The following is a 21,876-nucleotide window of genomic DNA, read 5'->3' as shown; positions in this document are numbered from 1 at the left end:
GGTCGTGACGGCGCGGCGGCTTGGGCCGCGCCGGATAGCGGGGGCGGGCCTCAGCGGGCGGCGTCTTCCAGGGCGGCCACCGCGGGCAGGGTCTTGCCTTCCACGTACTCGAGGAAGGCGCCGCCGCCGGTGGAGATGTAGGAGACGCGGTCCTCGATGCCGTACTTGTCGATGGCCGCCAGGGTGTCGCCGCCGCCGGCGATGGAGAAGCCGGCGCTCTCGGCGATGGCCCGGGACAGCGCCTCGGTGCCGTGGCCGAACTGGTCGATCTCGAACACCCCGACCGGGCCGTTCCAGAGGATGGTGCCGGCGTCCTTGAGCAGGCCGCCCAGGCGCCCGGCGGTCTCGGGGCCGATGTCGAGGATCATCTCGTCATCGCCCACCTGGTCGACGGGCTTGACCACCGCCTCGGCGTGCTCGGAGAACTCGGTGGCCACCACCACGTCGGTGGGCAGCGGGATCTCGACCTTGGCCATCAGCGCCTTGGCCGCCTCGATCAGGTCGGCCTCGTGCAGCGACTTGCCGACGTTGTAGCCGGCCGCGGCGATGAAGGTGTTGGCGATGCCGCCGCCGACGATCAGCTGGTCGCACTTCTCGGAGAGGGCGTTGAGCACCTCGAGCTTGGTGGAGACCTTGGAGCCGCCGACGATCGCCGCCATCGGCCGCTTGGGGGTGGCCAGCGCCTTCTCGAGGGCGTCGAGCTCGGCGGCCAGCAGCGGGCCGGCGCAGGCGGTCGGCGCGAAGCGCGCCACGCCGTGGGTGGAGGCCTGGGCGCGGTGGGCGGTACCGAAGGCGTCCATCACGAAGACGTCGCACAGCGCGGCGTAGCGCTTGGCCAGGGCCTCGTCGTCCTTCTTCTCGCCGCGGTTGAAGCGCACGTTCTCGAGCAGCACCACCTCGCCGTCGGCCACCTCGAGCCCGCCGTCCAGGTAGTCCGCGACCAGGCGCACCGGGCGACCCAGCAGCTCGCCCAGGTGGTCGGCCACCGGGGCCAGGGAGAATTCCTCGGCGGGCTCGCCCTCGGTGGGGCGACCCAGGTGGCTCATCAGCAGCACCTTGGCGCCGGCCTCGAGGGCCGCCTGGATGGTCGGCAGGCTGGCCCGCAGGCGGGCGTCGCTGGTCACCTTGCCGTGCTTGACGGGCACGTTCAGGTCCTCGCGGATCAGCACCCGCTGGCCGCTGAGGTCGAGGTCGGTCATCTTGCGCACGTTCATGGAAGCAGGTTCCTCGTCTGGAAAGGCCGAAGGGATGTCATCTGTCGGGGGAACCGGCCGGGGCCGGGGGGAGGCGGGCCAGCCTGCGGGTGACGTCGAGCATGCGGCTGGCGAAGCCCCACTCGTTGTCGAACCAGCACAGCAGCTTGATCAGGTGGCCGCCGGCCACCCGGGTCTGGGTGGCGTCCACGATACCGGAGCGCGGATCGTGGTTGAAGTCGACCGAGGCCACCGGCTCCTCGGTGTAGCCGAGCAGCCCCGAGAGCCGCCCGCGACTCGCCTCGCGCAGCAGGGCGTTGACCGCCTCGGCCGAGGTGTCGCGGCGCACGCAGATCGACAGGTCCATGGTCGAGACGTTGATCGTCGGCACCCGCACGTGCAGGCACTCGAAGCGCCCGGCCAGGTGCGGCATCAGGCGGTTGATGCCGCGGGCGAGCCCGGTGTCGACGGGCACGATGGAGTGCATCGCCGAGCGGGTCAGGCGCAGGTCGGTCTGGTGGTAGGCGTCGATCACCGGCTGGTCGTTCATCGCCGAGTGAATGGTGGTGGTCACGCCGTGCTCGATGCCCAGCGCCTCATCGAGCACGGTGAGCACTGGCACCAGGCAGTTGGTGGTGCAGGAGGCCGCGGAGACGATGCGGCAGGCCGCCGTCAGGTCGGCGTCGTTGACGCCGGTGACGATGGTGGCGTCGACGTCGCTCTCGGCGGGCTGCGAGAACAGCAGCCGCCCGGCGCCGGCGGCCAGGTGGGCCTCGGCGGTGGCGCGATCCTTGAAGCTGCCGGAGCACTCCAGCACCAGGTCGATGCCGAGTTCGCCCCAGGGCAGCCGCGTCGGGTCGGGCTCGCAGAGCACGCGGATCGACCGGCCGTTGATCACCAGCCGATCGCCGTCGACCTCGACGCTGCCCGGGAAGCGGCCATGGGTGGTGTCGTAGCGGGTCAGGTAGGCGATGGTGGCGAGGTCCGAGAGCTCGTTGATCGCCACGATCTCCAGGGCCGGGCCGTCGTGGCGCGCCGCCTCCCCCTCGATCAGGGCGCGCAGCACGCACTGGCCGATGCGGCCGTAACCGTTGATGGCGATGCGAAGGGCCATGAGGGGGCGGAGACTCCGAAGCCGGGAAACAGAAACGGCGATTCTAGCGCATCTCGCCCCCGAGCGTCTGCTGCGCGGGCCGCGCGGCGCTCAGGCGCCCAGCAGCCGCCAGGCCAGCGGCAGGAAGAGCGCGCTCAGGATGCCGGTCAGGCTCATGCCCAGCGAGGCGAAGGCGCCGGCGACCGGGCCGATCTCGAAGGCGCGCACGGTGCCGATGGCGTGGCCGTTGAGCCCCAGGGCGAGGCCGATGAGGCGCTCGTCGCGGATGCCGAGCAGCCGCGCGCCCAGGCTCACGAAGCCGACGGCCGCCACCCCGGTGATCAGCAGGCCGCCCATCATCAGCGAGACCGGGCCGCCGATCTGGGCGTTGATGCCTAGCGCGATGGGCGCGGTGACCGACTTGGGGGCGAGCGCGGCGAGGATCTCGGGCGGGGCGCCCAGCCACCAGGCGATGCCCACGGCGTAGGCCGCGGCGAGCGCCACCGCCACCGGCAGGCAGGCCAGCAGCGGGCGCCACAGGGCGAGGATGCGGGGCATCTGCTGGTGCAGTGGCAGGCCCAGCGCCACGGTGGCCGGCCCCAGCAGCAGCATCAGCCAGGCGGCGCCGCGGCGGTAGTCGGCGTAGTCGATGGAGAGCAGCGCCAGCGTGCCGGCGAGCAGCAGCGCGGCGGCGAGGATCGACGGGCACCAGGCGGGCGCGCCGAGGGCCTGGAGCAGCCGGGCGCCGGCCGCCTGGGCGGCGAGGGTCAGGGCGATGGCCAGCAGCGGCGTGGTGAGCAGGTGATCGAGCAGCGCCGTCATGCGTCGCCCTCCTTGGCGGCGGGCGGCTCGCCCATCAGCCGGCGCATCAGCGCGAGGGTCGTCATCACGCTGAGCAGGGTGCCGCCGATCAGGGCGGCGAGAATCGCCGTCCACTGGCCCGCGAGCGCGTCGAGGAGGAAGAAGGCGCCTACCACCCCGGGCAGGATCAGCAGCGCCAGCACCGCGATCAGCGGCTGGGCGGCGGCGGCGATGTCGTCCAGGCCCCCGCCGTGGAGCCGCAGCCAGCCGGTGAGCAGCAGCAGGCCGACGACCCCGGCGGAGACCGGCAGGCCGGTGAGGGTGACCAGGGTCTCGCCGAGCAGCAGAAAGCCCAGCAGCCACAGGAATCCGCGCAGTGCGGGCATGACAGGTCCTTGTCTCGGTGCGCTCTGACAACGCGGGTGACGGGCGACTCGCGCGCCCTTGAAAAGCGTCGAAGCGCTCCTATTGTGCAGATTACCGGGGCGATGTCAGCCGTCATGGTACTTCCCCCGACCATCGACACGAGGTCACTTAGCGTAGGAGGTGTTCGTGATGTTCGGAGATCTCAGGCGTTTCGATACCCGCCGGCCCCAGGGCGAGGACTGGTTCCGGCAATGGCTGGACGGGATGCTGCCCGAGGCCGAGGCCGCGCATATCCGCTCGGTGCCCCGCGGCAGCTTCCCGATGATCAACGTGGGGCGCACCGACGATGCGGTCCGGGTCTACGTGTTCGCTCCCGGCCTCACCGCCGAGGCGCTCGAGGTGAGCGTGCAGGATAACGTGCTGACCGTCTCGGGCCGGCGCGAGGCGGCGGTCGCGGACGAGGGTGCCCGTACCGACTTTCGCCGGGAGCGCTTCCAGGGCGAGTTCAGCCGTTCCCTGGCGCTGCCGGAGGGCCTGGACGTCGAGCGGGCCGAGGCGCGCTTCCGCGACGGGGTGTGCGAGGTGCTGCTGCCCAAGCGCGAGGAGCTCAAGCCGCGGCGCATCGAGATCCAGGCGTCGTAACGGGTCGTGTGATCACGCAGTCCGAGGAGGTGAACGAGATGAACGATGTGACTCGCCATGAGGCGCCCCAGGTGCCGGCCGACCGCGAGCCGGCCGAGGAGGCCCTGCTGCCCCCGGTGGATATCTTCGAGGAGGGCGACGCGCTGCACCTGGTGGCCGACATGCCCGGCGTGACCCGCGAATCGCTGCGGGTCGAGGTGGACAACGACGTGCTGAGCCTGGAGGGCGAGGTGCGCCTCGAGATGCCCGAGGGGCTGAGCGCGATCTACGCCGAGTTGCGCGCCCAGCGCTACGCGCGCCGCTTCACCCTGAGCCACGAGATCGATGCCGAGGCCATCCAGGCGCGCATCGACAACGGCGTGGTGACGCTGGTGCTGCCGCGCAAGCGCACCCATCGCCGGCGGCGCATCGAGGTCACGGCGGCTTGAGCGGGCGCTAACCCGGGAGCGCTTGCCCCCTCTGGGGTGAGCGCTCCCATTTGCATGCGCGGCGTTCGCTCGGTAGGGTCATCCGCTACGCTGGGAAGAGCGTATTCACCGGTACCAAGGAGAGGAGCACCATGAGCGATACCATCCGACTGCTCGGCGACGAGGCCGACGACCTGCTGGGACACGTCTGCCGCGGCGTGCCCGCCGAGACGATCCACCCGCCTGGCCCGGACTTCGTCGACCGGGTGATGGCCCAGGGCGATCGCCGCCCCCACGTGCTGCGCAACATGCAGGCGCTCTACGATCACGGCCGCCTCGCCGGCACCGGCTACCTCAGCATCCTGCCGGTGGATCAGGGCATCGAGCACTCGGCGGGGGCCTCCTTCGCCCCCAACCCGCGCTACTTCGATCCGGCCAACATCGTCGAGCTGGCCATCGAGGGGGGCTGCAACGCCGTGGCCTCGACCCTCGGCGGGCTCGCCTCGGTGGCGCGCCGCTACGCCCACCGGATCCCGATGATCCTCAAGCTCAACCACAACGAGACGCTGAGCTACCCGGCGATCTACGACCAGACGCCGTTCGCCCAGGTCGACCAGGCCTTCGAGATGGGCTGCGTGGCGGTGGGGGCGACCATCTACTTCGGCTCCCACGAGAGCCGCCGCCAGATCCAGGAGGTCAGCGAGGCCTTCGAGCGCGCCCATGAGCTGGGCCTGGTCACCGTGCTGTGGGCCTACCTGCGCAACCCCGCCTTCAAGCACGAGGGCACCGACTACCACGTCGCCGCCGACCTCACCGGCCAGGCCAACCACCTGGCGGCCACGCTCAAGGCGGACATCGTCAAGCAGAAGCTGCCCGAGACCAACGCCGGCTACCGCGAGATCGGCTTCGGCCATACCCACGAACGGGTCTACGGCGACCTGACCTCAGATCACCCCATCGACCTGGCCCGCTACCAGGTGGCCAACTGCTACCTGGGTCGCGCCGGCCTGATCAACTCCGGCGGCGGCTCCAAGGGCGCCTCCGACATCGGCGAGGCGGTGCGCACCGCGGTGATCAACAAGCGCGCCGGCGGCATGGGGCTGATCTCCGGGCGCAAGGCGTTCCAGAAGCCCACCGACGAGGGCATCGCGCTGCTCAACGCCATCCAGGACGTCTACCTGGATGAGACCGTCACCCTCGCCTGAGGGCGCAGGCCCAGGGGCTCCGCGCGTCGGCGAAAGCACCGGCCCAGGCCAATGAAAAAGGGGCACGGCGTCTGCCGTGCCCCTTCGTCGTCTGCGCTGGCGCCGCGATCAGTCCTCGGCGTCGTCCAGCAGCTGTTCGGCCTCGTTCACTAGGTTCTCCACGGTGAAGCCGAAGTGCTTGAACAGGTCGCCGGCCGGCGCGGACTCACCGTAGGTGTCCATGCCGAGGATGCGCCCCTCGAGGCCCACGTACTTGTACCAGAAGTCGCGGTGGCCGGCCTCCACGGCGATGCGGTTGCCCACCTCGGCCGGCAGCACCTGCTGGCGGTAGGCGGCGTCCTGGCGATCGAAGGCGTCGGTGGAGGGCATGGAGACCACGCGCACCGCGCGACCCTCGGCCTCGAGCCGCTCCGCGGCGTCCATGGCCAGGCCGACCTCGGAGCCGGTGGCGATCAGGATCAGCTCCGGCGTGCCCTTGCTGTCCTTGAGCACGTAGCCGCCGCGCTGGATGTCGGCCAGCTGCTGCTTGCTGCGCGCCTGGTGGGGCAGGCCCTGGCGGGAGAAGACCAGCGCGGTGGGACCGGAGCGACGCTTGAGGGCGGCGTTCCAGGCGGCGGCGGTCTCCACGGCGTCACAGGGGCGCCAGGTGGCCAGGTTGGGCGTGGAGCGCAGGGTGGTCAGCTGCTCGATCGGCTGGTGGGTGGGGCCGTCCTCGCCCAGGCCGATGGAGTCGTGGGTGAAGACGTGGATGGCCTGCTGGTTCATCAGCGCGGCCATGCGCACGGCGTTGCGCATGTATTCGGAGAAGATCAGGAAGGTCGCGCCATAGGGCACGAAGCCGCCGTGCAGGGCGATGCCGTTCATGATCGCGGCCATGCCGAACTCGCGCACGCCGTAGTGCAGGTAGTTGCCGTCGGGGGTCTCGGCGCTGATCGCCCGGGCGCCCTTCCAGAAGGTCAGGTTGGAGGGCGCGAGGTCGGCGCTGCCGCCGAGCAGCTCCGGCAGCTGCGGGCCGAGCTCGTTGAGGCAGCCGAGCGAGGCCTTGCGGCTGGCGACGCTCTCGCCCTTGGCCTGGGCCTCCTCGACCATCGCCTCGCTGGTCAGCGCCGCCGGCAGCTCGCCCTTGAGGCGACGCTGCAGCTCGCGGGCCTCTTCGGGATAGGCCTCGGCGTAGCGCGCGAAGCGCTCGTCCCAGGCGGCCTGGCGGGTCCGGCCACGCTCGATGGCGTCCCAGCCGCGGTAGATTTCCTCGGGGACGTGGAAGGGGGCGTGGGGCCAGTCGAGCTGCCGGCGTGCGGCGGCGACTTCTTCCTCGCCCAGTGCCGCGCCGTGGCACTCCTCCTTGCCCTGCTTGTTGGGCGCGCCGAAGCCGATGATGGTCTTGCAGATGATCAGGCTCGGCTTGTCCTCGTGGCTCCTGGCGAGCTCGATGGCGGCCTTGATCTCCTCGGGCTTGTGGCCGTCGACGTTCTGAACCACGTGCCAGCCGTAGGCCTCGAAGCGCTTGGCGGTGTCGTCGGTGAACCAGCCTTCCACCTCGCCGTCGATGGAGATGCCGTTGTCGTCATAGAAGGTGATCAGCTTGCCCAGCTTCTGGGTGCCGGCCAGTGAGGCGACCTCGTGGGAGATGCCCTCCATCAGGCAGCCGTCGCCGACGAAGCACCAGGTGTGGTGGTCGATGACGCTGTGGCCGGGGCGGTTGAACTGGGCCGCCAGGGTGCGTTCGGCGAGCGCCATGCCCACGGCGTTGGCCAGGCCCTGGCCCAGCGGACCGGTGGTGGTCTCGATGCCCGGCGCGTAGCCGAACTCCGGATGGCCGGCGGTCTTGGCGTGCAGCTGGCGGAAGTTCTGCAGCTCCTCCAGGCTCAGCTCGTAGCCGGTCAGGTGCAGCAGCGAGTAGAGCAGCATCGAGCCGTGGCCGTTGGAGAGCACGAAGCGGTCACGGTTGGCCCAGTGCGGGTCGGCCGGGTTGTGGACGAGGTAGTCGTTCCACAGCACCTCGGCGATGTCGGCCATGCCCATGGGCGCGCCGGGATGGCCGGAATTGGCCTTCTGGACGGCGTCCATGGACAGGGCACGTACGGCATTGGCCAGTTCGAAACGGGACGGCATGGGGAGCTCCTCGCCTGCGGCAGAATGAAGGCCACGACACGGTCGGGCCAGGGGGAGCGGCCGGACGTGGCTTCTGGCTGGGTGACGCCGCGGGACGGGGCGGCGCAGTCAAATTCGGGCGCTTATTGTCGCCGACTTGCCGCCCTGCATCAAATCGCGGATGCCCGGGGGAGCCGCAGCGTGTAGACTCCGCGACTGCCTATTGCCGATACCTAGAGGGTCGAGGACGCCATGAGCGAATACTCCCTGTTCACCTCCGAATCCGTGTCCGAGGGACACCCGGACAAGATCGCCGACCAGATCTCCGACGCGGTGCTCGATGCCATCATCGCCCGCGACAAGAACGCCCGGGTGGCCTGCGAGACGCTGGTCAAGACCGGCGTGGCCATCGTCGCCGGCGAGATCACCACCTCGGCCTGGGTCGATCTCGAGGCGCTGGTGCGCGAGGTGATCACCGGCATCGGCTACACCTCCTCGGACGTCGGCTTCGACGGCGAGACCTGCGGCGTGCTCAACCTGATCGGCAAGCAGAGCGTGGACATCGCCCAGGGCGTCGACCGCGCCAAGCCCGAGGACCAGGGCGCCGGCGACCAGGGCCTGATGTTCGGCTACGCCACCAACGAGACCGACTCCTACATGCCGGCGCCGATCCACTACGCCCACCGGCTGGTGGAGCGCCAGGCCGAGCTGCGCCGCCACGGCCTGCTGACCTGGCTGCGCCCGGACGCCAAGAGCCAGGTCACCTTCCGCTACGACGACGACGGCAAGCCCTGCGCCGTGGACGCGGTGGTGCTCTCCACCCAGCACGACCCCGAGGTCGACCAGGAAGAGCTGCGTGAGATGGTCAAGCGCGAGATCATCGAGGAGGTGATCCCCGCCGAGTGGCTGACCGAGGCCACCCGCTACCACATCAACCCCACCGGCACCTTCGTGATCGGCGGGCCGGTGGGCGACTGCGGCCTGACCGGGCGCAAGATCATCGTCGACACCTACGGCGGCATGGCCCGCCACGGCGGCGGCGCCTTCTCCGGCAAGGACCCCTCCAAGGTCGACCGCAGCGCCGCCTATGCCGGCCGCTATGTGGCCAAGAACCTGGTCGCCGCCGGGCTCGCCGACAAGTGCGAGATCCAGGTCTCCTACGCCATCGGCGTGGCCGAGCCCACCTCGGTCTCGATCAACACCTTCGGCACCGGCAAGGTCGACGACACCCGGATCATCGAGCTGGTGCGCGAGCACTTCGATCTGCGCCCCAACGCCATCACCCGCATGCTCGACCTGCTGCACCCCATGTACCAGCTGACCGCGGCCTACGGCCACTTCGGCCGCGAGCCCTTCGAGGCGAGCTACACCTGGACCGACACCCAGGGCCACGAGCACACCGAGACCTTCACGGCCTTCCCCTGGGAGAAGACCGACAAGGCCGCCGCCCTGCGCCAGGCCGCCGGCCTCTAGGCGATCGCCGCCAGGTGATGACGGGCCCCGCCGGCACTGCCGGCGGGGCCCGTCGCGTTTCGGGTGCTATGGTCAAGGCAGTCCCTTCCCAGGAGCCGCCATGGTCCCCCGCGCACCGGCCGGTCTGCCGGCCCTCTCCCTGCTGATTTGCCTTTTGCTGTCGAGCCTGCCGGCTCGCGCGGTGATGTGCCCGACCGGCGCCGAGGCGCCGGCCGAGGCCGAGGTCGTCGCCCTGGCCCAGCGGCTCGCCGAGTGGGACGACGCCTACTACCGCCGCGGCGAGTCCCCGGTCAGCGATGCCCTCTACGACCAGGCCCGCCGGCAGTACGAGCGCTGGCGGCGCTGCTTTCCCGAGGCGGTGCCCGAGGCGACAGTGCCGGATCACCCCGTCGGCGAGGCGCGCCATCCCATCGCCCAGACCGGGCTCGCCAAGCTCGAGGACGCGGCCGCGGTGGGCCGCTGGCTGGCGCGGCGTGACGGGGTCTGGGTGCAGCCCAAGGTGGACGGCGTGGCGGTGACCCTGGTCTATCGCGACGGCCGGCTGGTGCGGGCCATCAGTCGCGGCGACGGGCGCCGCGGCCAGGACTGGACGGCGGCGGTGCGCCGCCTGCCCGCTGTGCCCGCGCGACTGCCGGAGGCGGTCGATGCGCTGCTGCAGGGGGAGCTCTACCGGCGTCTGGACGATCATGTCCAGGCCGAGGCGGGCGGTGTCGGGGCGCGCAGCGAGGTGGCCGGGTGGCTGTCCCGGGAGGCGCTGTCCGATGAGGCGGCGGCGCGCATCGGGCTCTTCGTCTGGGACTGGCCGGATGGCCCGGCCGCCATGGCCGAGCGCCTCGCGGGGCTCGAGCGGCTGGGCTTCGCCGACAGCGCCGCGCTGACGCACCCCGTCATGACGCTTGAGGAGGTGACGCGCTTTCGCGAGCGCTGGTATCGCGGGGCGCTGCCCTTCGCCACCGACGGGGTGGTGCTGCGCCAGGACGGTCGTCCGCCGGGAGAGGGGTGGCGGGCCGAGCCGCCGGAGTGGGCCGCGGCCTGGAAGCACCCGCCCCGGGAGGCCCTGGCCGAGGTGCGCGGGGTGGAGTTTCGCATCGGACGCACTGGGCGCATCACGCCGCTGCTGCACCTGATGCCCGTCGCCCTGGAGGAGCGCACGATCCGCCGGGTCAGCGCCGGCTCGCTGGATCGCTGGCGCGAACTCGACATCCGCCCGGGGGATCGGGTGGCCATCGCCCTGGCCGGGCTGACCATCCCTCGGCTCGAGGGGGTGGTGTGGCGCGCCGCCGAGCGCCCGGCGCTCTCTGTGCCCGACCCGGCGGCCTATCATGCGCTGAGCTGCTGGAGGCTCACGCCAGGCTGCGAGGCGCAGTTCCTCGAGCGCCTGGCCTGGCTCGGCGGCCCCCAGGCACTCGACCTGCCGGGCATCGGCCCCGGCACCTGGGCCGCCCTGGTCGAGTCGGGGCTCGTCACCGGCCTGCTCGACTGGCGGGCCCTGGAGGCGTCGGTGCTGCGCCGCGCCCACGGCATCGGCGAGGCGCGGGCCGAGGCCCTGACGGCCGCCTTCGCGGCCACGCGGACGGCGCCTTTTTCCCGCTGGCTCGAGGCGCTGGGGGCGCCGCCCGGGGTCGAGGGCGCCCTGCCGGCGGACTGGGCGACCCTGAGCGCCTATGGCCGTCGCGACTGGCGGGCGCTGCCCGGCGTGGGCCCCGACCGCGCCGCGGCGCTGGTCGACTTCTTCGCCCATCCCGAGGTGCGGGCGCTGGCGCGGCGGCTGGGCGAGGCCGGCACGGAAGGTTTCTAGGGCAGGACGGTTTCCAGGGCGGGACGGCTTCCCCGGCGGCTTGTCCGGGTTTCCGCCGACTGCCTATAGTGAAGGGCACGCTTTTCCCCGGGAAAGAGGTGACGCATGAACCAAGCCGCCGTATCCGCCCCCCTGGCCACCGACTGCAAGGTCGCCGACCTGTCGCTCGCCGACTGGGGCCGTCGCGAGATCCGCATCGCCGAGACCGAGATGCCCGCGCTGATGACCCTGCGCGCGCAGTACCGCGACCGTCAGCCCCTGGCCGGCGCGCGCATCGCCGGCTGCATCCACATGACCATCCAGACCGCGGTGCTGATCGAGACCCTGGTGGACCTGGGCGCCACGGTGCGCTGGTCGTCGTGCAACATCTTCTCCACCCAGGACCACGCCGCCGCCGCCATCGCCGCCGCCGGCATCCCGGTGTTCGCCTGGAAGGGCGAGACCGAGGAGGAGTTCTGGTGGTGCATCGAGCAGACCGTGGCGGGCCCCGACGGCTGGGCCCCCAACCTGGTGCTCGACGACGGCGGCGACCTGACCGCGCTGCTCCACGAGAAGTGCCCGGAGCTCCTGGACGCCGTCCACGGCATTAGCGAGGAGACCACCACCGGCGTGCATCGCCTCCAGGAGATGCTGCGCGACGGCCTGCTCAGGGTGCCGGCGATCAACGTCAACGATGCCGTCACCAAGTCCAAGAACGACAACAAGTACGGCTGTCGACACTCGCTCAACGACGCCATCAAGCGCGCCACCGACCACCTGCTGGCCGGCAAGCAGGCGCTGGTGGTGGGCTATGGCGACGTCGGCAAGGGCTCCGCCGCCTCGCTGCGCCAGGAGGGCATGATCGTGCGCATCGTGGAGATCGACCCGATCTGTGCCATGCAGGCCTGCATGGACGGCTTCGAGGTGGTCTCGCCCTACCGCAAGGGCATCAACCGGGGCGAGGCGAGCGTCGATGGCGAGCTGCTCTCGCGCATCGACCTGGTGGTGACCGCCACCGGCAACCTCCACGCCTGCGACGCGGCCATGCTCCGGGCCCTGAAGCGAGGCGCGGTGGTCTGCAACATCGGCCACTTCGACAGCGAGATCGACACCGCCTACATGCGTCGCCACTGGCACTGGGAGGAGGTGAAGCCCCAGGTGCACCAGATCTATCGCGACAGCAAGCCGGACCAGTTCGATCCCGACAGCCGCGACTACCTGATCCTGCTCGCCGAGGGGCGCCTGGTGAACCTCGGTAACGCCACCGGCCACCCCTCCCGGGTGATGGACGGCTCCTTCGCCAACCAGGTGCTGGCGCAGATCCACCTCTACGAGGGGCGCTTCGCCGAGCTGCCCGAGGGGGATCGCCGCGACGCCCTCGGCGTCTCGGTGCTGCCGCGCCACCTCGACGAGGAGGTGGCGCGCTACATGGTCGAGGGCTTCGGCGGCGTGGTCACCCGGCTCACCGAGGAGCAGGCCGACTACGCCGGCGTCCCCGTCGACGGCCCCTACAAGCCCGACGCCTACCGCTACTGATCGCGCGACCGAGGGTGCGACGTCGCCCGTGATGAGGCGCCCTCCGGCGAGCGCAGGAGCTCGCCGGGGGTGGCGCCGAACTGGGTGCGGAAGGCGGCGATGAACGCCGAGAGGCTCTCGTAGCCGCAGGCCAGGGCGACGTCGGTGACCCGCTCGCCGGCCTCGAGGCGGGGCAGGGCGGCGAGCAGCCGGCAGCGCTGGCGCCAGCGGCGAAAGCCGAGCCCGGTCTGGGCCCGGAAGGCGCGGCTCAGGGTGCGCTCGCAGACCCCGAGCCGCCGGGCATGCTCGCCCAGCGTCCGGGCGTCGTCGGGCGCCTCGCGCAGCCGCCGACAGAGCCGAGCGAGCCGGGCGTCCGTCGGCCAGGGCAGGCCCAGGTCGCTGCCCGGAGCCGCGGCCAGCCGGTCCAGCAGCACCGCCACCAGCCGTCCCTCCGCCCCGGCCTCGTCGTAGGCCACCGGCAGCTCGCCGAAGGCGCGGATCAGCTCGCGCAGCAGCGGCGTCACCTCCAGCACCCGGCAGTCCGGCCAGTCGGCAGCGCAGGCCGTCGGTTCGACGTAGAGGCTGCGCATCTCTGTGTCCCGGGAGCAGCGCACCCCGTGAGGATGGCCGGCGGGAACCCAGACGGCGCGGCTGGGCGGCGCCACGAAGCGCCCGGTGGGCGTCTCCACCTCGATCACGCCGCGCGCGGCGTAGGAGAGCTGGGCCCAGGGGTGGCGATGGCGGCGGCGGATGGCGCGGTTGGGTAGCGTCTCGCGATGGCCGTAGAGCGGGCGGGGCAGCCGCTTGAGCTCCTCGAGGCGCCTTGGTTCGGGCGGCGGGGTGTCCGTTTGTCGATACATGGTGTCCCATTGGCGTGAAACCGACGACGGCGTTCAGGGTAGCCTGTCGCGACAGCTTCCGTCATGGCGCCGATGGATCGTCCTGCTGCCCGATGCGGCGGATCCCGGCGCCGCCGTCCATGAGGTGATGCCATGCTGTCGCGACTCCGCACCCTGTTCGATACCTTCACGCTGCTGCTGATGGCGGTGGTGGCGATCGCCACCCTGCTGCCGGCCCAGGGCGACGGGGAGGTCGTCTTCGTCTGGCTGACCCGGCTGGCCATCGCGCTGCTGTTCTTCCTGCACGGCGCCAAGCTGTCGCGCCAGGCGATCGTCGCCGGGGCGACCCACTGGCGGCTGCACCTGCTGGTCTTCGCCTGCACCTTCGTGCTGTTCCCGCTGCTCGGCTGGGCCCTCGAGCCGCTGCTGCTGCCGCTGCTGGGGCTGCCGCTCTTCATCGGGGTGCTCTACCTCTGTGCGCTGCCGGGCACGGTGCAGTCGGCGATCGCCTTCACCTCCATCGCCCGGGGCAACGTCTCGGCGGCGGTGTGCAGCGCCTCGGCCTCGAGCCTGATCGGCATCGGCCTGACGCCGCTGCTGTTGACGCTGCTGCTGGACGCCGAGGGCGCCGGCGAGGCCGCGGCGAGCCTCGAGGCGGTGGGCAAGATCGGGCTGCAGCTGCTGCTGCCCTTCACGCTCGGCCACCTGTCGCGCCCCTGGACCGGCGACTGGGTCGCCCGCCACCGCGGCTGGCTGGGGAGCGTCGATCAGGGCTCCATCCTGCTTGTGGTCTACACCGCCTTCAGCGCCTCGGTGGTGGGCGGGCTGTGGCAGACGGTGTCGGCCCGCGAGCTGGCGGCGTTGACCCTGACGTGCTGCGCGCTGCTGGCGCTGGTGCTGTCGCTCACCACCTGGCTGGCCCGCCGCCTGGGCTTCGACCGCGAGGACGAGATCACCATCGTCTTCTGCGGCTCGAAGAAGAGCATGGCCACCGGGGTGCCCATGGCCCAGCTGCTGTTCGCCGGCGGCGCCATCGGCCCCGCGCTGCTGCCGCTGCTGCTGTTCCACCAGATCCAGCTGATGGTCTGCGCGGTGCTGGCCCAGCGCTACGCGCGCCGCGCCGACGAGCCCCCTCAGCCGGCCACCAGCGGCAGCATCAGTGCCAGGTAGGCGGGAATCAGCAGCGGCGCGGCCAGGGTGGTGATCAGCACCGCCAGGGCGCCCTTCTCGGGGGCGATGCCGAGCTCCATGGCCACCACCACCACGTTGGCGGCCATGGGCACCACGCCGATCAGCAGCAGCGCCATGGCCAGCTCCCCGGGAAGGGGCACGAGCGCCTGGAGCCCCATCACCCCGGCAAGCGCCAGCAGCGGCCAGAAGGCGTAGCGGATCGCCAGGCAGGCGCCGATGAAGCGCCAGTCGAGCTCACGGATGGTGACCCGGCCGAGCGTCATGCCGATGATCATCATGCCGAGCAGGGTGTAGGCGGCGGGGAAGGCCGCCAGTCCCTCCATCATCGCCTCGGGCAGGGGGATCTCTGCCCCGCTCACCAGCAGCGCGGCGAGGAAGGCGTAGATCAGCGGCAGCCGCACGATCTTGGCCAGGCTCTGGCGCACCGAGAACTGCCCCCGGGCGCTCAGGTAGAAGCCCACCGTGAACTCGTAGAGGGTCACCCCCAGCACGCCGAAGAGATAGAGCGTCACCCCCTGGGGCGGCAGCAGCACCAGCGCCACCGGCAGGCCGAAGTAGCCGGTGTTGCCGGTCCCGGAGGAGAAGGCCAGCAGGGCGCTCTCCTGGGCGGCGAAGCCGTGCCGCGCCAGCCGGTGGACGAGCAGGGCGATCAGGCTCGCCACCACGAACAGTGCCGCGGTCAGCAGCAGGTAGCCGGGCGTGGGGCCGCCCAGCAACAGGCCGCGGAAGAAGGTCAGCGGGGCGATCAGGTAGATCAGCAGGGTGGCCACGGGGCGCGGGTCCACCGCCAGGCGGCGGGCGGCCAGCCAGCCCAGGCCGATGTAGGCGAGCAGGGTCCAGAGGGGCCCCATCAGGGTGCCGGGGTCGATCGAGGTCATGTCCTTCCTTGGTGCATGGCGGCGTTGGCGCATCCCTGTATGAAAGGGATTGATGTTGGGTCGCGTATCTTTCATTAGTCGGCGGATACGTCGGCGGTCAGAATAGCCGCAATATGCAACGTTTTCATGAGGCCCGCCGATGAGCACGCAGGAACACCCGCTGGGGATCAGCTTCGAGTTCTTTCCGCCCAACACCGACGCCGGGCGCGACAAGCTCCTCGGCGTCCGCGATGCCCTGGCCGAGCGGGCGCCGCGCTTCTTCTCGGTCACCTACGGCGCCGGGGGCTCCACCCAGGCGCGCACCTTGGACACCGTCAGCCGGGTGCGCGAGTCGGGCATCACCACCGCGCCGCACCTCTCCTGCATCGGCAGCGACAAGGGCGCGCTGCGTGAGCTGCTCTCACGCTACCGCGAGGAGGGCATCGACAGCCTGGTGGCGCTGCGCGGCGACCTGCCCTCCGGCATGGGCGGCAGTGGCGTCGGCCAGCTGCGCTACGCCAACGAGCTGGTCGAGTTCATCCGCGAGGAGACCGGCGACCACTTCGAGATCGCCGTGGCCGCCTACCCCGAGTCTCACCCCCAGGCGCCGGACCTCGAGCGCGACCTCGCGAACTTCGCCCGCAAGATGAAGGCCGGCGCCAACCTCGCCATCACCCAGTACTTCTTCACCGCCGACGCCTACTTCCACTTCGTCGAGCGGGCCCGCGCCCTGGGCGTCGAGGCGCCCATCGTGCCGGGCATCATGCCGATCACCAACTACGCCAAGCTGGCGCGCTTCTCGGACGCCTGCGGGGCCGAGATCCCGCGCTGGATCCGCAAGCAGCTCGAGGCCTACGGCGACGACAGCGAGGCGATCGCCGCCTTCGGCGAGGAGGTGATCTCGCGGCTCTGCCAGCGCCTGCTCGACGGCGGCGCGCCCGGCCTGCACTTCTATACCCTCAACCAGGCGACCCCCTGCCTGCGCATCCTCGACAATATCACCGGCTAAGCGCAGCTCGACGGAACGCCGCCCGACCGATTTGGCCTCGTCATGAACGCAACGGGCCCCGCCACTGGCGGGGCCCGTTGCGTTCGAGGGCGCTGCGTCTCAGCGCTCATCGCACTCAGCCGGTGGTGACGGCCTTGTCGCCTCCGCCGTGGCGGCCGCGCTGCAGGAAGAACATCAGCGCGCCGATGGCGAGGCCGGCGACGTCCGAGTAGATGCCGCCGTAGATCATGCAGACGGCGCCGATCAGCATCACCAGCCGCTGCCAGGCCTTGACCGGGCCGAAGAACCAGGCCTGGACGGTGGCCGCCAGCATCACGATGCCTAGTGTCGCGGTCACGCCCACGCGCAGGATCTGCAGCCAGGAGCCCTCCATCAGCATCGCCGGGCTGTAGAAGAACATGAAGGGCACGATGAAGGCCGCCAGGCCGATCTTGAACGAGGCCACCGAGGTGCCCATGGCGTTGTCGCCGGAGATGCCCGCCGCCGCGTAGGAGGCCAGCGCCACCGGCGGGGTGATCGCCGAGACCACCGCGAAGTAGAACACGAAGAAGTGCGCCACCAGCGGCTGGATGCCGATGTTGATCAGGCCCGGGGCGACCACCGAAGCGGCCACCGCGTAGGCGGCGGTGGTCGGCATGCCCATGCCCAGCAGGATCGAGATCAGCATGGCGAAGACCAGCGCCAGCAGCTGGCTGACGCCGGCGAGGCCGAGCAGCAGCGAGGAGAAGCGCGCACCGACCCCGGTCAGCGAGATCACGCCGACGATTAGTCCGGCGCAGGCGCACACGGCGATGATCTGGATGGCCATGGTGCCGGCCAGCTGCAGCGCGCGCAGGATCGCCGGGATGCCCATCTTGTGGGGCGAGAACCAGCTCACCACGGCGGCCGAGGCGGTGGCTAGGGTGCCGGCGCGGATCACCGAGTAGCCCATGAAGAGCGCGGCGATCAGGATGATGATCGGCGCGAACAGGTAGACCTGCTTGACCAGCTTGGAGAAGAGCGGGATCTCCTCCTTGCGCATGCCGCGCATGCCCTTGCGGGCCGCCTCGAAGTCGACCATGCAGTAGATCGACAGGAAGTAGAGGATGGCGGGGATCAGCGCCGCCACGGCGATCTCGGTGTAGGGGATGCCGGTGATCTCGGCCATGATGAAGGCGCCGGCGCCCATGATCGGCGGCATGATCTGCCCGCCGGTGGAGGCGGCGGCCTCGATGGCGCCGGCGCTTCGGGCCGGGTAGCCGACCTTCTTCATCAGCGGGATGGTCAGCGAGCCGGTGGAGACCACGTTGCCGGCGCTGGTGCCGTTGATCATGCCCATCAGGCCCGAGGCAAAGATCGACACCTTGGCGGGGCCGCCGCGGGCCCGGCCGGCGGCGGCGAAGGCGAAGTTGACGAAGTAGTCACCGACCTTCGAGGCCTGCAGGAACGCGGCGAAGATGATGAACAGGATGATGTAGGTCGAGGAGACCGCGGTGGTCGGCCCGAGGATGCCGGCGTCGGTGTAGACCTGGCTGAAGAAGCGGCCCACCGAGAGCCCGGGGTAGCCGAGGAAGCCCGGCAGGTAGGGGCCGGCGAAGACGTAGATCAGGAAGATCGCGGAGATCACCACCAGCGCCAGGCCGGCGACGCGGCGCGTCAGCTCGAGGATCAGCAGCGAGCCGGCGATGGCGGCGTAGGAGATGCCCATGGGCGCGAAGGAGGTGCCGGTGGCGGCGCGCAGGGGGCTGTTGTACATCACCAGCAGGTAGCCGGCCACGGCCAGGGCGCAGACCATCAGCACCAGGTCGGCCGGCGACAGGCGGTCGCGGAACTGGCGATAGCTCCAGGAGAGCAGGATGCCGGCCACGGTGGCCAGTATCAGCGGATAGCCGAAGTGCCAGGCCTCGATCGCCGGGTCGATGCGCATGGCGCCGCCGCTCATCGCCTGGTACATCATCACCACCCGCACCAGGGCGTAGACGGCCGGGACCAGCAGCGCCCAGCTCACCCAGGCGAGCCAGACCGGGGAGGGGCGATGGGTCTCGTCGGCGAAGCGTGTGCCGGCGTAGAGGCCGTAGCCGAGGATCAGCGCGCCGGCGATGTGCACGATGCGAAACGACCAGGTCTCCAGCGGATAGACGTTCAGCGAGATCAGGTGAAAGCTGGAGTAGACGATGGCCAGGGCGCCGAAGAGCAGCCACTGCCAGCCGGTATAGAGTCGCCGGTTGGACTCCACGGCGACGTCGTCGACGCCCTCGGCGTTGACCGTCTCGACGACGTCGCCCTGGGGCGCGTCGTCACGGGATTCGGGGGTATGGGACATGAATGGCACCCTTGAGGGGTTGTCGGAGGGGCAAGGGAACGGTGCCCCGCCGCGCGGGTGGCGCGGCGGGGGACGGTCGGGTCAGCGGATCAGAGCTTCAGGTCGGCCGGGATCTCGTAGCCGTTCTCCTCGTACCAGCGCACGGCGCCCGGGTGGAAGGGCAGTACCTTGTTGTACTTGATGTTCTCCGGAATGCTGGTCGCTGCGCTGCGGTGGACGTCGCGCATGCGGTCGTTGTTCTCGAGGCTCAGCTTGGTGACCTCGTAGATGAAGTCCTCCGGCAGGTCGCAGTTGGCGATGGTGAAGTTCCACATGGAGACGGCGCGGGCATCCTCCTCGAGGGTCTGGTAGGTGCTGGCCGGGATCTGGAACTCGGAGACCGGGAACGCCTCGAGCACCGTCTGCTGCTCCTCCTCGGTGAACTCGATGATGTTGACGTCGGTCTGCACCTCGAGCTGGCTGACGGCCGGGATCGGGATGCCGGCGGCGAAGGCGATGACGTCGATCAGGCCGTCCTGCAGCTGCCCGCCGAGGTCGGACCAGCCGCCGTTGCGGCGATCGAACTCCACGCCCAGGGTCTCGAGCATGGCCGGGAAGTAGGTGTCGGAGGTGGAGGCCGCCGGGCCGAAGCCGATGCGCGCGCCGTCCGGGATGTCCTCGATCGAGGTGATGCCGCTGTCGGCCAGGGCGGTGATCGAGAAGGGCGTCTCGTACATCGGGAAGAGCGCACAGACGTTGTCCATGGCCATGCCCGGGGCGAGCGGACTCTCGCCGGCCAGCGCCTCGGCGGCCGGGCCCATGGTGGTGAGGCCCAGGGCGACGTCGCCGCCGTGCACCAGCGCCATGTTCTGGGTTGGGCCGCCGGTGACCTCGCCGCCGCCGGAGATGCCGAGCTCGTCGGCGATCAGGTTGGCCCAGCCGGAGCCGTAGACGAAGTAGGTGCCGCCCTGGCTGGCGGTGCCCACGGTGAAGCTCTCGGGCCAGTCGCTGCGGTCTTGGGCCGCGGCCGAGGCGGCGACCAGCAGGGTGCCGGCCAGCGTACCGGCGAGGGTGCCGACGAGGGTCCGTGAGGTGGCGTTGCGCATGGCGTGTCTCCTGTGTGTGTTGCTCTTGTTGAGTGCCCGGGCGTTCGGTCCCGGTGCTGCATGCCATCGGCCCCAGTATGGTCAGTGGTCGCGAGACCTGCCGTGATCCAGGCCGGGGTGGCATCAACGCCCTTACTGGGGCAAGCGCCGTGCCCTTCAGGAGTTATCCCTTTCTATTCATGGGGTTATAGATGCGCGCTTCGACCTTGGTCGAAACGAGAAAGACGCGTCGGGGCCGGGATCCCGCACGGGGCGGGCGTCGCGGTGTGCGGAAATCCGCACGTCAGGGGCGCGGCGCGGCGGCGTCAGGCCGCCACGGCGGGGGGCGAGGCCAGCGCGGCGGTCAGCCGGCTGGCCTGGTGGAGGTCGTTCATCAGCGAGGAGGCGAGCCAGGGATCCAGGCGCTGGCGGCGCAGCCGCTCGGCCAGCTCGTGCTGCCAGCGGCGGCGCACCTCCTCGAGGGGCGCGCCGATGTCGGCGGCGCCCGGGTCGTTGGCCAGCCGGTTGAGGCCCTCGGCGACCGCCAGGCGCAGGTCGTCGTGGGCCTCGCGCAGGGGGCTCGCCGCCGCGGCATGGCGCAGCAGGCTGCGCTGCAGCACCTCGCCGAAGCGCACCGCCTCGACCAGGCGCAGCGTGCGGGCGTAGAGGGCCTCGAGGCGCGCCTCCTGGGCCTCGGTGAGGGGCATGTCGATACGCGAGTAGAAGTCGAGGATCTCCGCCATCAGCGGCTTGATGCGCTCGTGGTAGCGCGTGTTGACCGGCGGCCAGGCCTCGGGATCGATGGGCGCCTCGATCACCTCGCGGCTGGGCGGATGGCCGATCACCTCGCCGCTCGGCACCAGCAGCGCCGAGGCGAGCAGGTGGTAGGTGCGCCGCTCCAGGCGCCGGCACTCCTGGGCGATGGCCGCGAGCGCCGTGTCGGCGTGCTGCAGGGCCGTGGCGTCCAGGTAGCGCGCCTGAGAGGGGGCCAGCCGCGCGGGCCCGGGGAAGAGGCGCTCCAGACCCGCCGCGAGCCGCGGGATGACGGGCAGCATCAGCGCGATGCCGAGCCCGTTGAAGAGGGTGTGGAAGAGCGCCAGCTTGAGCGGCCAGGCATCCGGGGCCAGCCCGATCAGCTCGGCGATACGGTCCACCAGCCCGGCCATCGGCAGTAGCAGCGCCAGGGCCACGGCCGCAGTGACCAGGTTGAAGATCACGTGGGCCCCGGCCAGGCGCCGGCCGGCGGTGCTGGCGCCGAAGGCGCCGATCACCGCGGTCACGGTGGTGCCGATGTTGGCGCCGATGGCGATGGCCAGCGCCGGCAGGTAGGGCAGCTGGCCGGAGGCCAGGGCGGTGAGGGTGATCAGCAGGGTGGCATGGCTCGACTGCATGACCACGGTGGCGGTGACGCCGAACAGCACCAGCAGCGGCCAGTGCCAGAGGCGCTCGCCGGCCAGGCCGTCGAGCGTCAGGCCGTCCTGCCAGCTCTCGAAGCCGAGCTTCATGAAGTCGATGCCGAGCAGCAGCAGGCCCACGCCGAGCAGCAGGCCGGCAAGCCCGGCGCGACTGCCCTGCAGCAGCCGCGAGCCCAGCAGCCCCAGGGCCAGCAGCGGCATGGCGTACTGGGCGAGGCTCGCCTTGAGACCGAGGCCGGCGATCAGCCAGGCGCCGGTGGTGGTGCCGAGGTTGGCGCCAAACAGCAGGGCGATGCCGGCGGGCAACGCCACGAGGCCGGCACCGACGAAGGACATCGCCAGCAGGGTGACCAGCGAGCTGGACTGCACCAGGGCGGTGGCCAGGGCGCCGACGGCGATGGCCCGGGAGGGGCGCCGGGTGGCGGCATGCAGCCAGCGGTCCAGGGTGCCGCCGGAGAGGCGCTTGATGGCCTCCTCCAGGTGGGTCATGCCCCACAGGAAGAGGCCCAGGCCGGCGGCCAGGGTGGCGATGTCCAGCCGCGCGACCAGCAACGCCGCCGCCGTGGCGAGCCCCAGCAGTTCCAGCATGGGGCGCCGGGCGGTCAGGGCCGCGCTCGCTCCCCGGAGCATGGGCGG

Annotated in this window: 18 protein-coding genes; 8 read left to right on the top strand and 10 right to left on the bottom strand. The window is 71.1% G+C overall.

The window, feature by feature from the left end; genetic code table 11:
* Positions 1-50: 50 nt before the first annotated feature.
* From C9F13_RS16090 to C9F13_RS16075, 4 genes are all read right to left on the bottom strand, one after another.
* Positions 51-1,214, bottom strand: coding sequence for a phosphoglycerate kinase (locus C9F13_RS16090; RefSeq protein ID WP_108447266.1), 1,164 nt, complete (start codon positions 1,212-1,214; stop codon positions 51-53).
* A 37-nt stretch (positions 1,215-1,251) separates the two neighbouring features.
* Complete coding sequence (locus C9F13_RS16085; protein ID WP_108447265.1) at positions 1,252-2,307, bottom strand: type I glyceraldehyde-3-phosphate dehydrogenase; 1,056 nt, start codon at positions 2,305-2,307, stop codon at positions 1,252-1,254.
* 90 nt (positions 2,308-2,397) lie between these two features.
* Positions 2,398-3,108 (bottom strand): LrgB family protein, encoded by a 711-nt coding sequence (locus tag C9F13_RS16080; RefSeq protein ID WP_108447264.1) that lies wholly within the window; start codon positions 3,106-3,108, stop codon positions 2,398-2,400.
* Positions 3,105-3,473, bottom strand: coding sequence for a CidA/LrgA family protein (locus C9F13_RS16075; protein ID WP_108447263.1), 369 nt, complete (start codon positions 3,471-3,473; stop codon positions 3,105-3,107). The genes C9F13_RS16080 and C9F13_RS16075 overlap by 4 nt, the downstream gene beginning before the upstream one ends.
* A 169-nt stretch (positions 3,474-3,642) precedes the next feature.
* Between C9F13_RS16075 and C9F13_RS16070 the strand changes: the two genes are divergently transcribed.
* From C9F13_RS16070 to C9F13_RS16060, 3 genes are all read left to right on the top strand, one after another.
* Positions 3,643-4,095: an Hsp20/alpha crystallin family protein gene (locus C9F13_RS16070; RefSeq protein ID WP_108447262.1), complete on the top strand. Its 453-nt coding sequence runs from the start codon at positions 3,643-3,645 to the stop codon at positions 4,093-4,095.
* Between the two features lie 38 nt (positions 4,096-4,133).
* A complete protein-coding gene (locus C9F13_RS16065) occupies positions 4,134-4,523 on the top strand; it encodes an Hsp20/alpha crystallin family protein (RefSeq protein ID WP_108447341.1) in 390 nt (129 codons plus the stop codon).
* 131 nt (positions 4,524-4,654) lie between these two features.
* Positions 4,655-5,707: a class I fructose-bisphosphate aldolase gene (locus C9F13_RS16060; protein WP_108447261.1), complete on the top strand. Its 1,053-nt coding sequence runs from the start codon at positions 4,655-4,657 to the stop codon at positions 5,705-5,707.
* 108 nt (positions 5,708-5,815) lie between these two features.
* Here the strand turns inward: C9F13_RS16060 and tkt are convergent, their stop codons facing one another.
* Positions 5,816-7,819, bottom strand: coding sequence for a transketolase (gene tkt, locus C9F13_RS16055; protein ID WP_108447260.1), 2,004 nt, complete (start codon positions 7,817-7,819; stop codon positions 5,816-5,818).
* A gap of 231 nt (positions 7,820-8,050) precedes the next feature.
* Here tkt and metK point away from each other — a divergent pair, with 231 nt between their 5' ends.
* The 3 genes from metK to ahcY all read left to right on the top strand — a co-directional run bounded on the left by metK (position 8,051) and on the right by ahcY (position 12,584).
* Positions 8,051-9,271 (top strand): methionine adenosyltransferase, encoded by a 1,221-nt coding sequence (gene metK, locus C9F13_RS16050; protein WP_108447259.1) that lies wholly within the window; start codon positions 8,051-8,053, stop codon positions 9,269-9,271.
* A 100-nt stretch (positions 9,272-9,371) separates the two neighbouring features.
* Positions 9,372-11,069, top strand: a complete 1,698-nt coding sequence (gene ligB / locus C9F13_RS16045) for an NAD-dependent DNA ligase LigB (protein WP_108447258.1) — start codon at positions 9,372-9,374, stop codon at positions 11,067-11,069.
* 105 nt (positions 11,070-11,174) lie between these two features.
* Positions 11,175-12,584 carry an adenosylhomocysteinase gene (gene ahcY / locus C9F13_RS16040; RefSeq protein ID WP_108447257.1) on the top strand — a complete coding sequence of 470 codons (1,410 nt, stop codon included), beginning with the start codon at positions 11,175-11,177 and terminating at the stop codon, positions 12,582-12,584.
* Here ahcY and C9F13_RS16035 read toward each other — a convergent pair.
* Positions 12,578-13,423, bottom strand: a complete 846-nt coding sequence (locus tag C9F13_RS16035) for an AraC family transcriptional regulator (RefSeq protein ID WP_108447256.1) — start codon at positions 13,421-13,423, stop codon at positions 12,578-12,580. The two genes, ahcY and C9F13_RS16035, sit on opposite strands and share 7 nt — an antisense overlap.
* 132 nt (positions 13,424-13,555) lie before the next feature.
* Here C9F13_RS16035 and C9F13_RS16030 point away from each other — a divergent pair, with 132 nt between their 5' ends.
* On the top strand, positions 13,556-14,572 hold the full coding sequence (locus C9F13_RS16030; protein ID WP_211310989.1) for a bile acid:sodium symporter family protein: 1,017 nt from the start codon (positions 13,556-13,558) through the stop codon (positions 14,570-14,572).
* On the opposite strand, the gene C9F13_RS16025 is transcribed toward C9F13_RS16030, so the two are convergent.
* Positions 14,536-15,471, bottom strand: a complete 936-nt coding sequence (locus C9F13_RS16025; RefSeq protein ID WP_108447255.1) for an AEC family transporter — start codon at positions 15,469-15,471, stop codon at positions 14,536-14,538. The two genes, C9F13_RS16030 and C9F13_RS16025, sit on opposite strands and share 37 nt — an antisense overlap.
* A gap of 139 nt (positions 15,472-15,610) precedes the next feature.
* Between C9F13_RS16025 and metF the strand changes: the two genes are divergently transcribed.
* Positions 15,611-16,459, top strand: coding sequence for a methylenetetrahydrofolate reductase [NAD(P)H] (gene metF / locus C9F13_RS16020; protein ID WP_108447254.1), 849 nt, complete (start codon positions 15,611-15,613; stop codon positions 16,457-16,459).
* A gap of 115 nt (positions 16,460-16,574) precedes the next feature.
* Here the strand turns inward: metF and C9F13_RS16015 are convergent, their stop codons facing one another.
* The 3 genes from C9F13_RS16015 to C9F13_RS16005 form a co-directional block, all read right to left on the bottom strand.
* Positions 16,575-18,761, bottom strand: a complete 2,187-nt coding sequence (locus C9F13_RS16015) for a TRAP transporter permease (RefSeq protein ID WP_108447253.1) — start codon at positions 18,759-18,761, stop codon at positions 16,575-16,577.
* 89 nt (positions 18,762-18,850) lie between these two features.
* Positions 18,851-19,846, bottom strand: a complete 996-nt coding sequence (locus C9F13_RS16010; protein ID WP_108447252.1) for a TAXI family TRAP transporter solute-binding subunit — start codon at positions 19,844-19,846, stop codon at positions 18,851-18,853.
* Between the two features lie 305 nt (positions 19,847-20,151).
* Entirely contained in the window at positions 20,152-21,870 is a 1,719-nt protein-coding gene (locus tag C9F13_RS16005; RefSeq protein ID WP_108447251.1) for a Na/Pi cotransporter family protein, read from the bottom strand.
* Between the last annotated feature and the right edge of the window lie 6 nt (positions 21,871-21,876).

The sequence above is a fragment of the Halomonas denitrificans genome, assembly GCF_003056305.1.
In the GTDB taxonomy this organism is placed as follows: domain Bacteria; phylum Pseudomonadota; class Gammaproteobacteria; order Pseudomonadales; family Halomonadaceae; genus Halomonas; species Halomonas denitrificans.
The sequence above is the reverse complement of the archived record's forward strand: the minus strand, read 5'-3'. Positions and strand labels throughout refer to the sequence as shown.

Excerpts from the sequence above, each read along its gene's own strand:
- C9F13_RS16090 (WP_108447266.1), bottom strand. The coding sequence starts at position 1,214 with ATGAACGTGCGCAAGATGACCGACCTCGACCTCAGCGGCCAGCGGGTG.
- C9F13_RS16085 (WP_108447265.1), bottom strand. The coding sequence starts at position 2,307 with ATGGCCCTTCGCATCGCCATCAACGGTTACGGCCGCATCGGCCAGTGC.
- C9F13_RS16080 (WP_108447264.1), bottom strand. The coding sequence starts at position 3,108 with ATGACGGCGCTGCTCGATCACCTGCTCACCACGCCGCTGCTGGCCATC.
- C9F13_RS16075 (WP_108447263.1), bottom strand. The coding sequence starts at position 3,473 with ATGCCCGCACTGCGCGGATTCCTGTGGCTGCTGGGCTTTCTGCTGCTC.
- C9F13_RS16070 (WP_108447262.1), top strand. The coding sequence starts at position 3,643 with ATGTTCGGAGATCTCAGGCGTTTCGATACCCGCCGGCCCCAGGGCGAG.
- C9F13_RS16065 (WP_108447341.1), top strand. The coding sequence starts at position 4,134 with ATGAACGATGTGACTCGCCATGAGGCGCCCCAGGTGCCGGCCGACCGC.
- C9F13_RS16060 (WP_108447261.1), top strand. The coding sequence starts at position 4,655 with ATGAGCGATACCATCCGACTGCTCGGCGACGAGGCCGACGACCTGCTG.
- tkt (WP_108447260.1), bottom strand. The coding sequence starts at position 7,819 with ATGCCGTCCCGTTTCGAACTGGCCAATGCCGTACGTGCCCTGTCCATG.
- metK (WP_108447259.1), top strand. The coding sequence starts at position 8,051 with ATGAGCGAATACTCCCTGTTCACCTCCGAATCCGTGTCCGAGGGACAC.
- ligB (WP_108447258.1), top strand. The coding sequence starts at position 9,372 with ATGGTCCCCCGCGCACCGGCCGGTCTGCCGGCCCTCTCCCTGCTGATT.
- ahcY (WP_108447257.1), top strand. The coding sequence starts at position 11,175 with ATGAACCAAGCCGCCGTATCCGCCCCCCTGGCCACCGACTGCAAGGTC.
- C9F13_RS16035 (WP_108447256.1), bottom strand. The coding sequence starts at position 13,423 with ATGTATCGACAAACGGACACCCCGCCGCCCGAACCAAGGCGCCTCGAG.
- C9F13_RS16030 (WP_211310989.1), top strand. The coding sequence starts at position 13,556 with ATGCTGTCGCGACTCCGCACCCTGTTCGATACCTTCACGCTGCTGCTG.
- C9F13_RS16025 (WP_108447255.1), bottom strand. The coding sequence starts at position 15,471 with ATGACCTCGATCGACCCCGGCACCCTGATGGGGCCCCTCTGGACCCTG.
- metF (WP_108447254.1), top strand. The coding sequence starts at position 15,611 with ATGAGCACGCAGGAACACCCGCTGGGGATCAGCTTCGAGTTCTTTCCG.
- C9F13_RS16015 (WP_108447253.1), bottom strand. The coding sequence starts at position 18,761 with ATGTCCCATACCCCCGAATCCCGTGACGACGCGCCCCAGGGCGACGTC.
- C9F13_RS16010 (WP_108447252.1), bottom strand. The coding sequence starts at position 19,846 with ATGCGCAACGCCACCTCACGGACCCTCGTCGGCACCCTCGCCGGTACG.
- C9F13_RS16005 (WP_108447251.1), bottom strand. The coding sequence starts at position 21,870 with ATGCTCCGGGGAGCGAGCGCGGCCCTGACCGCCCGGCGCCCCATGCTG.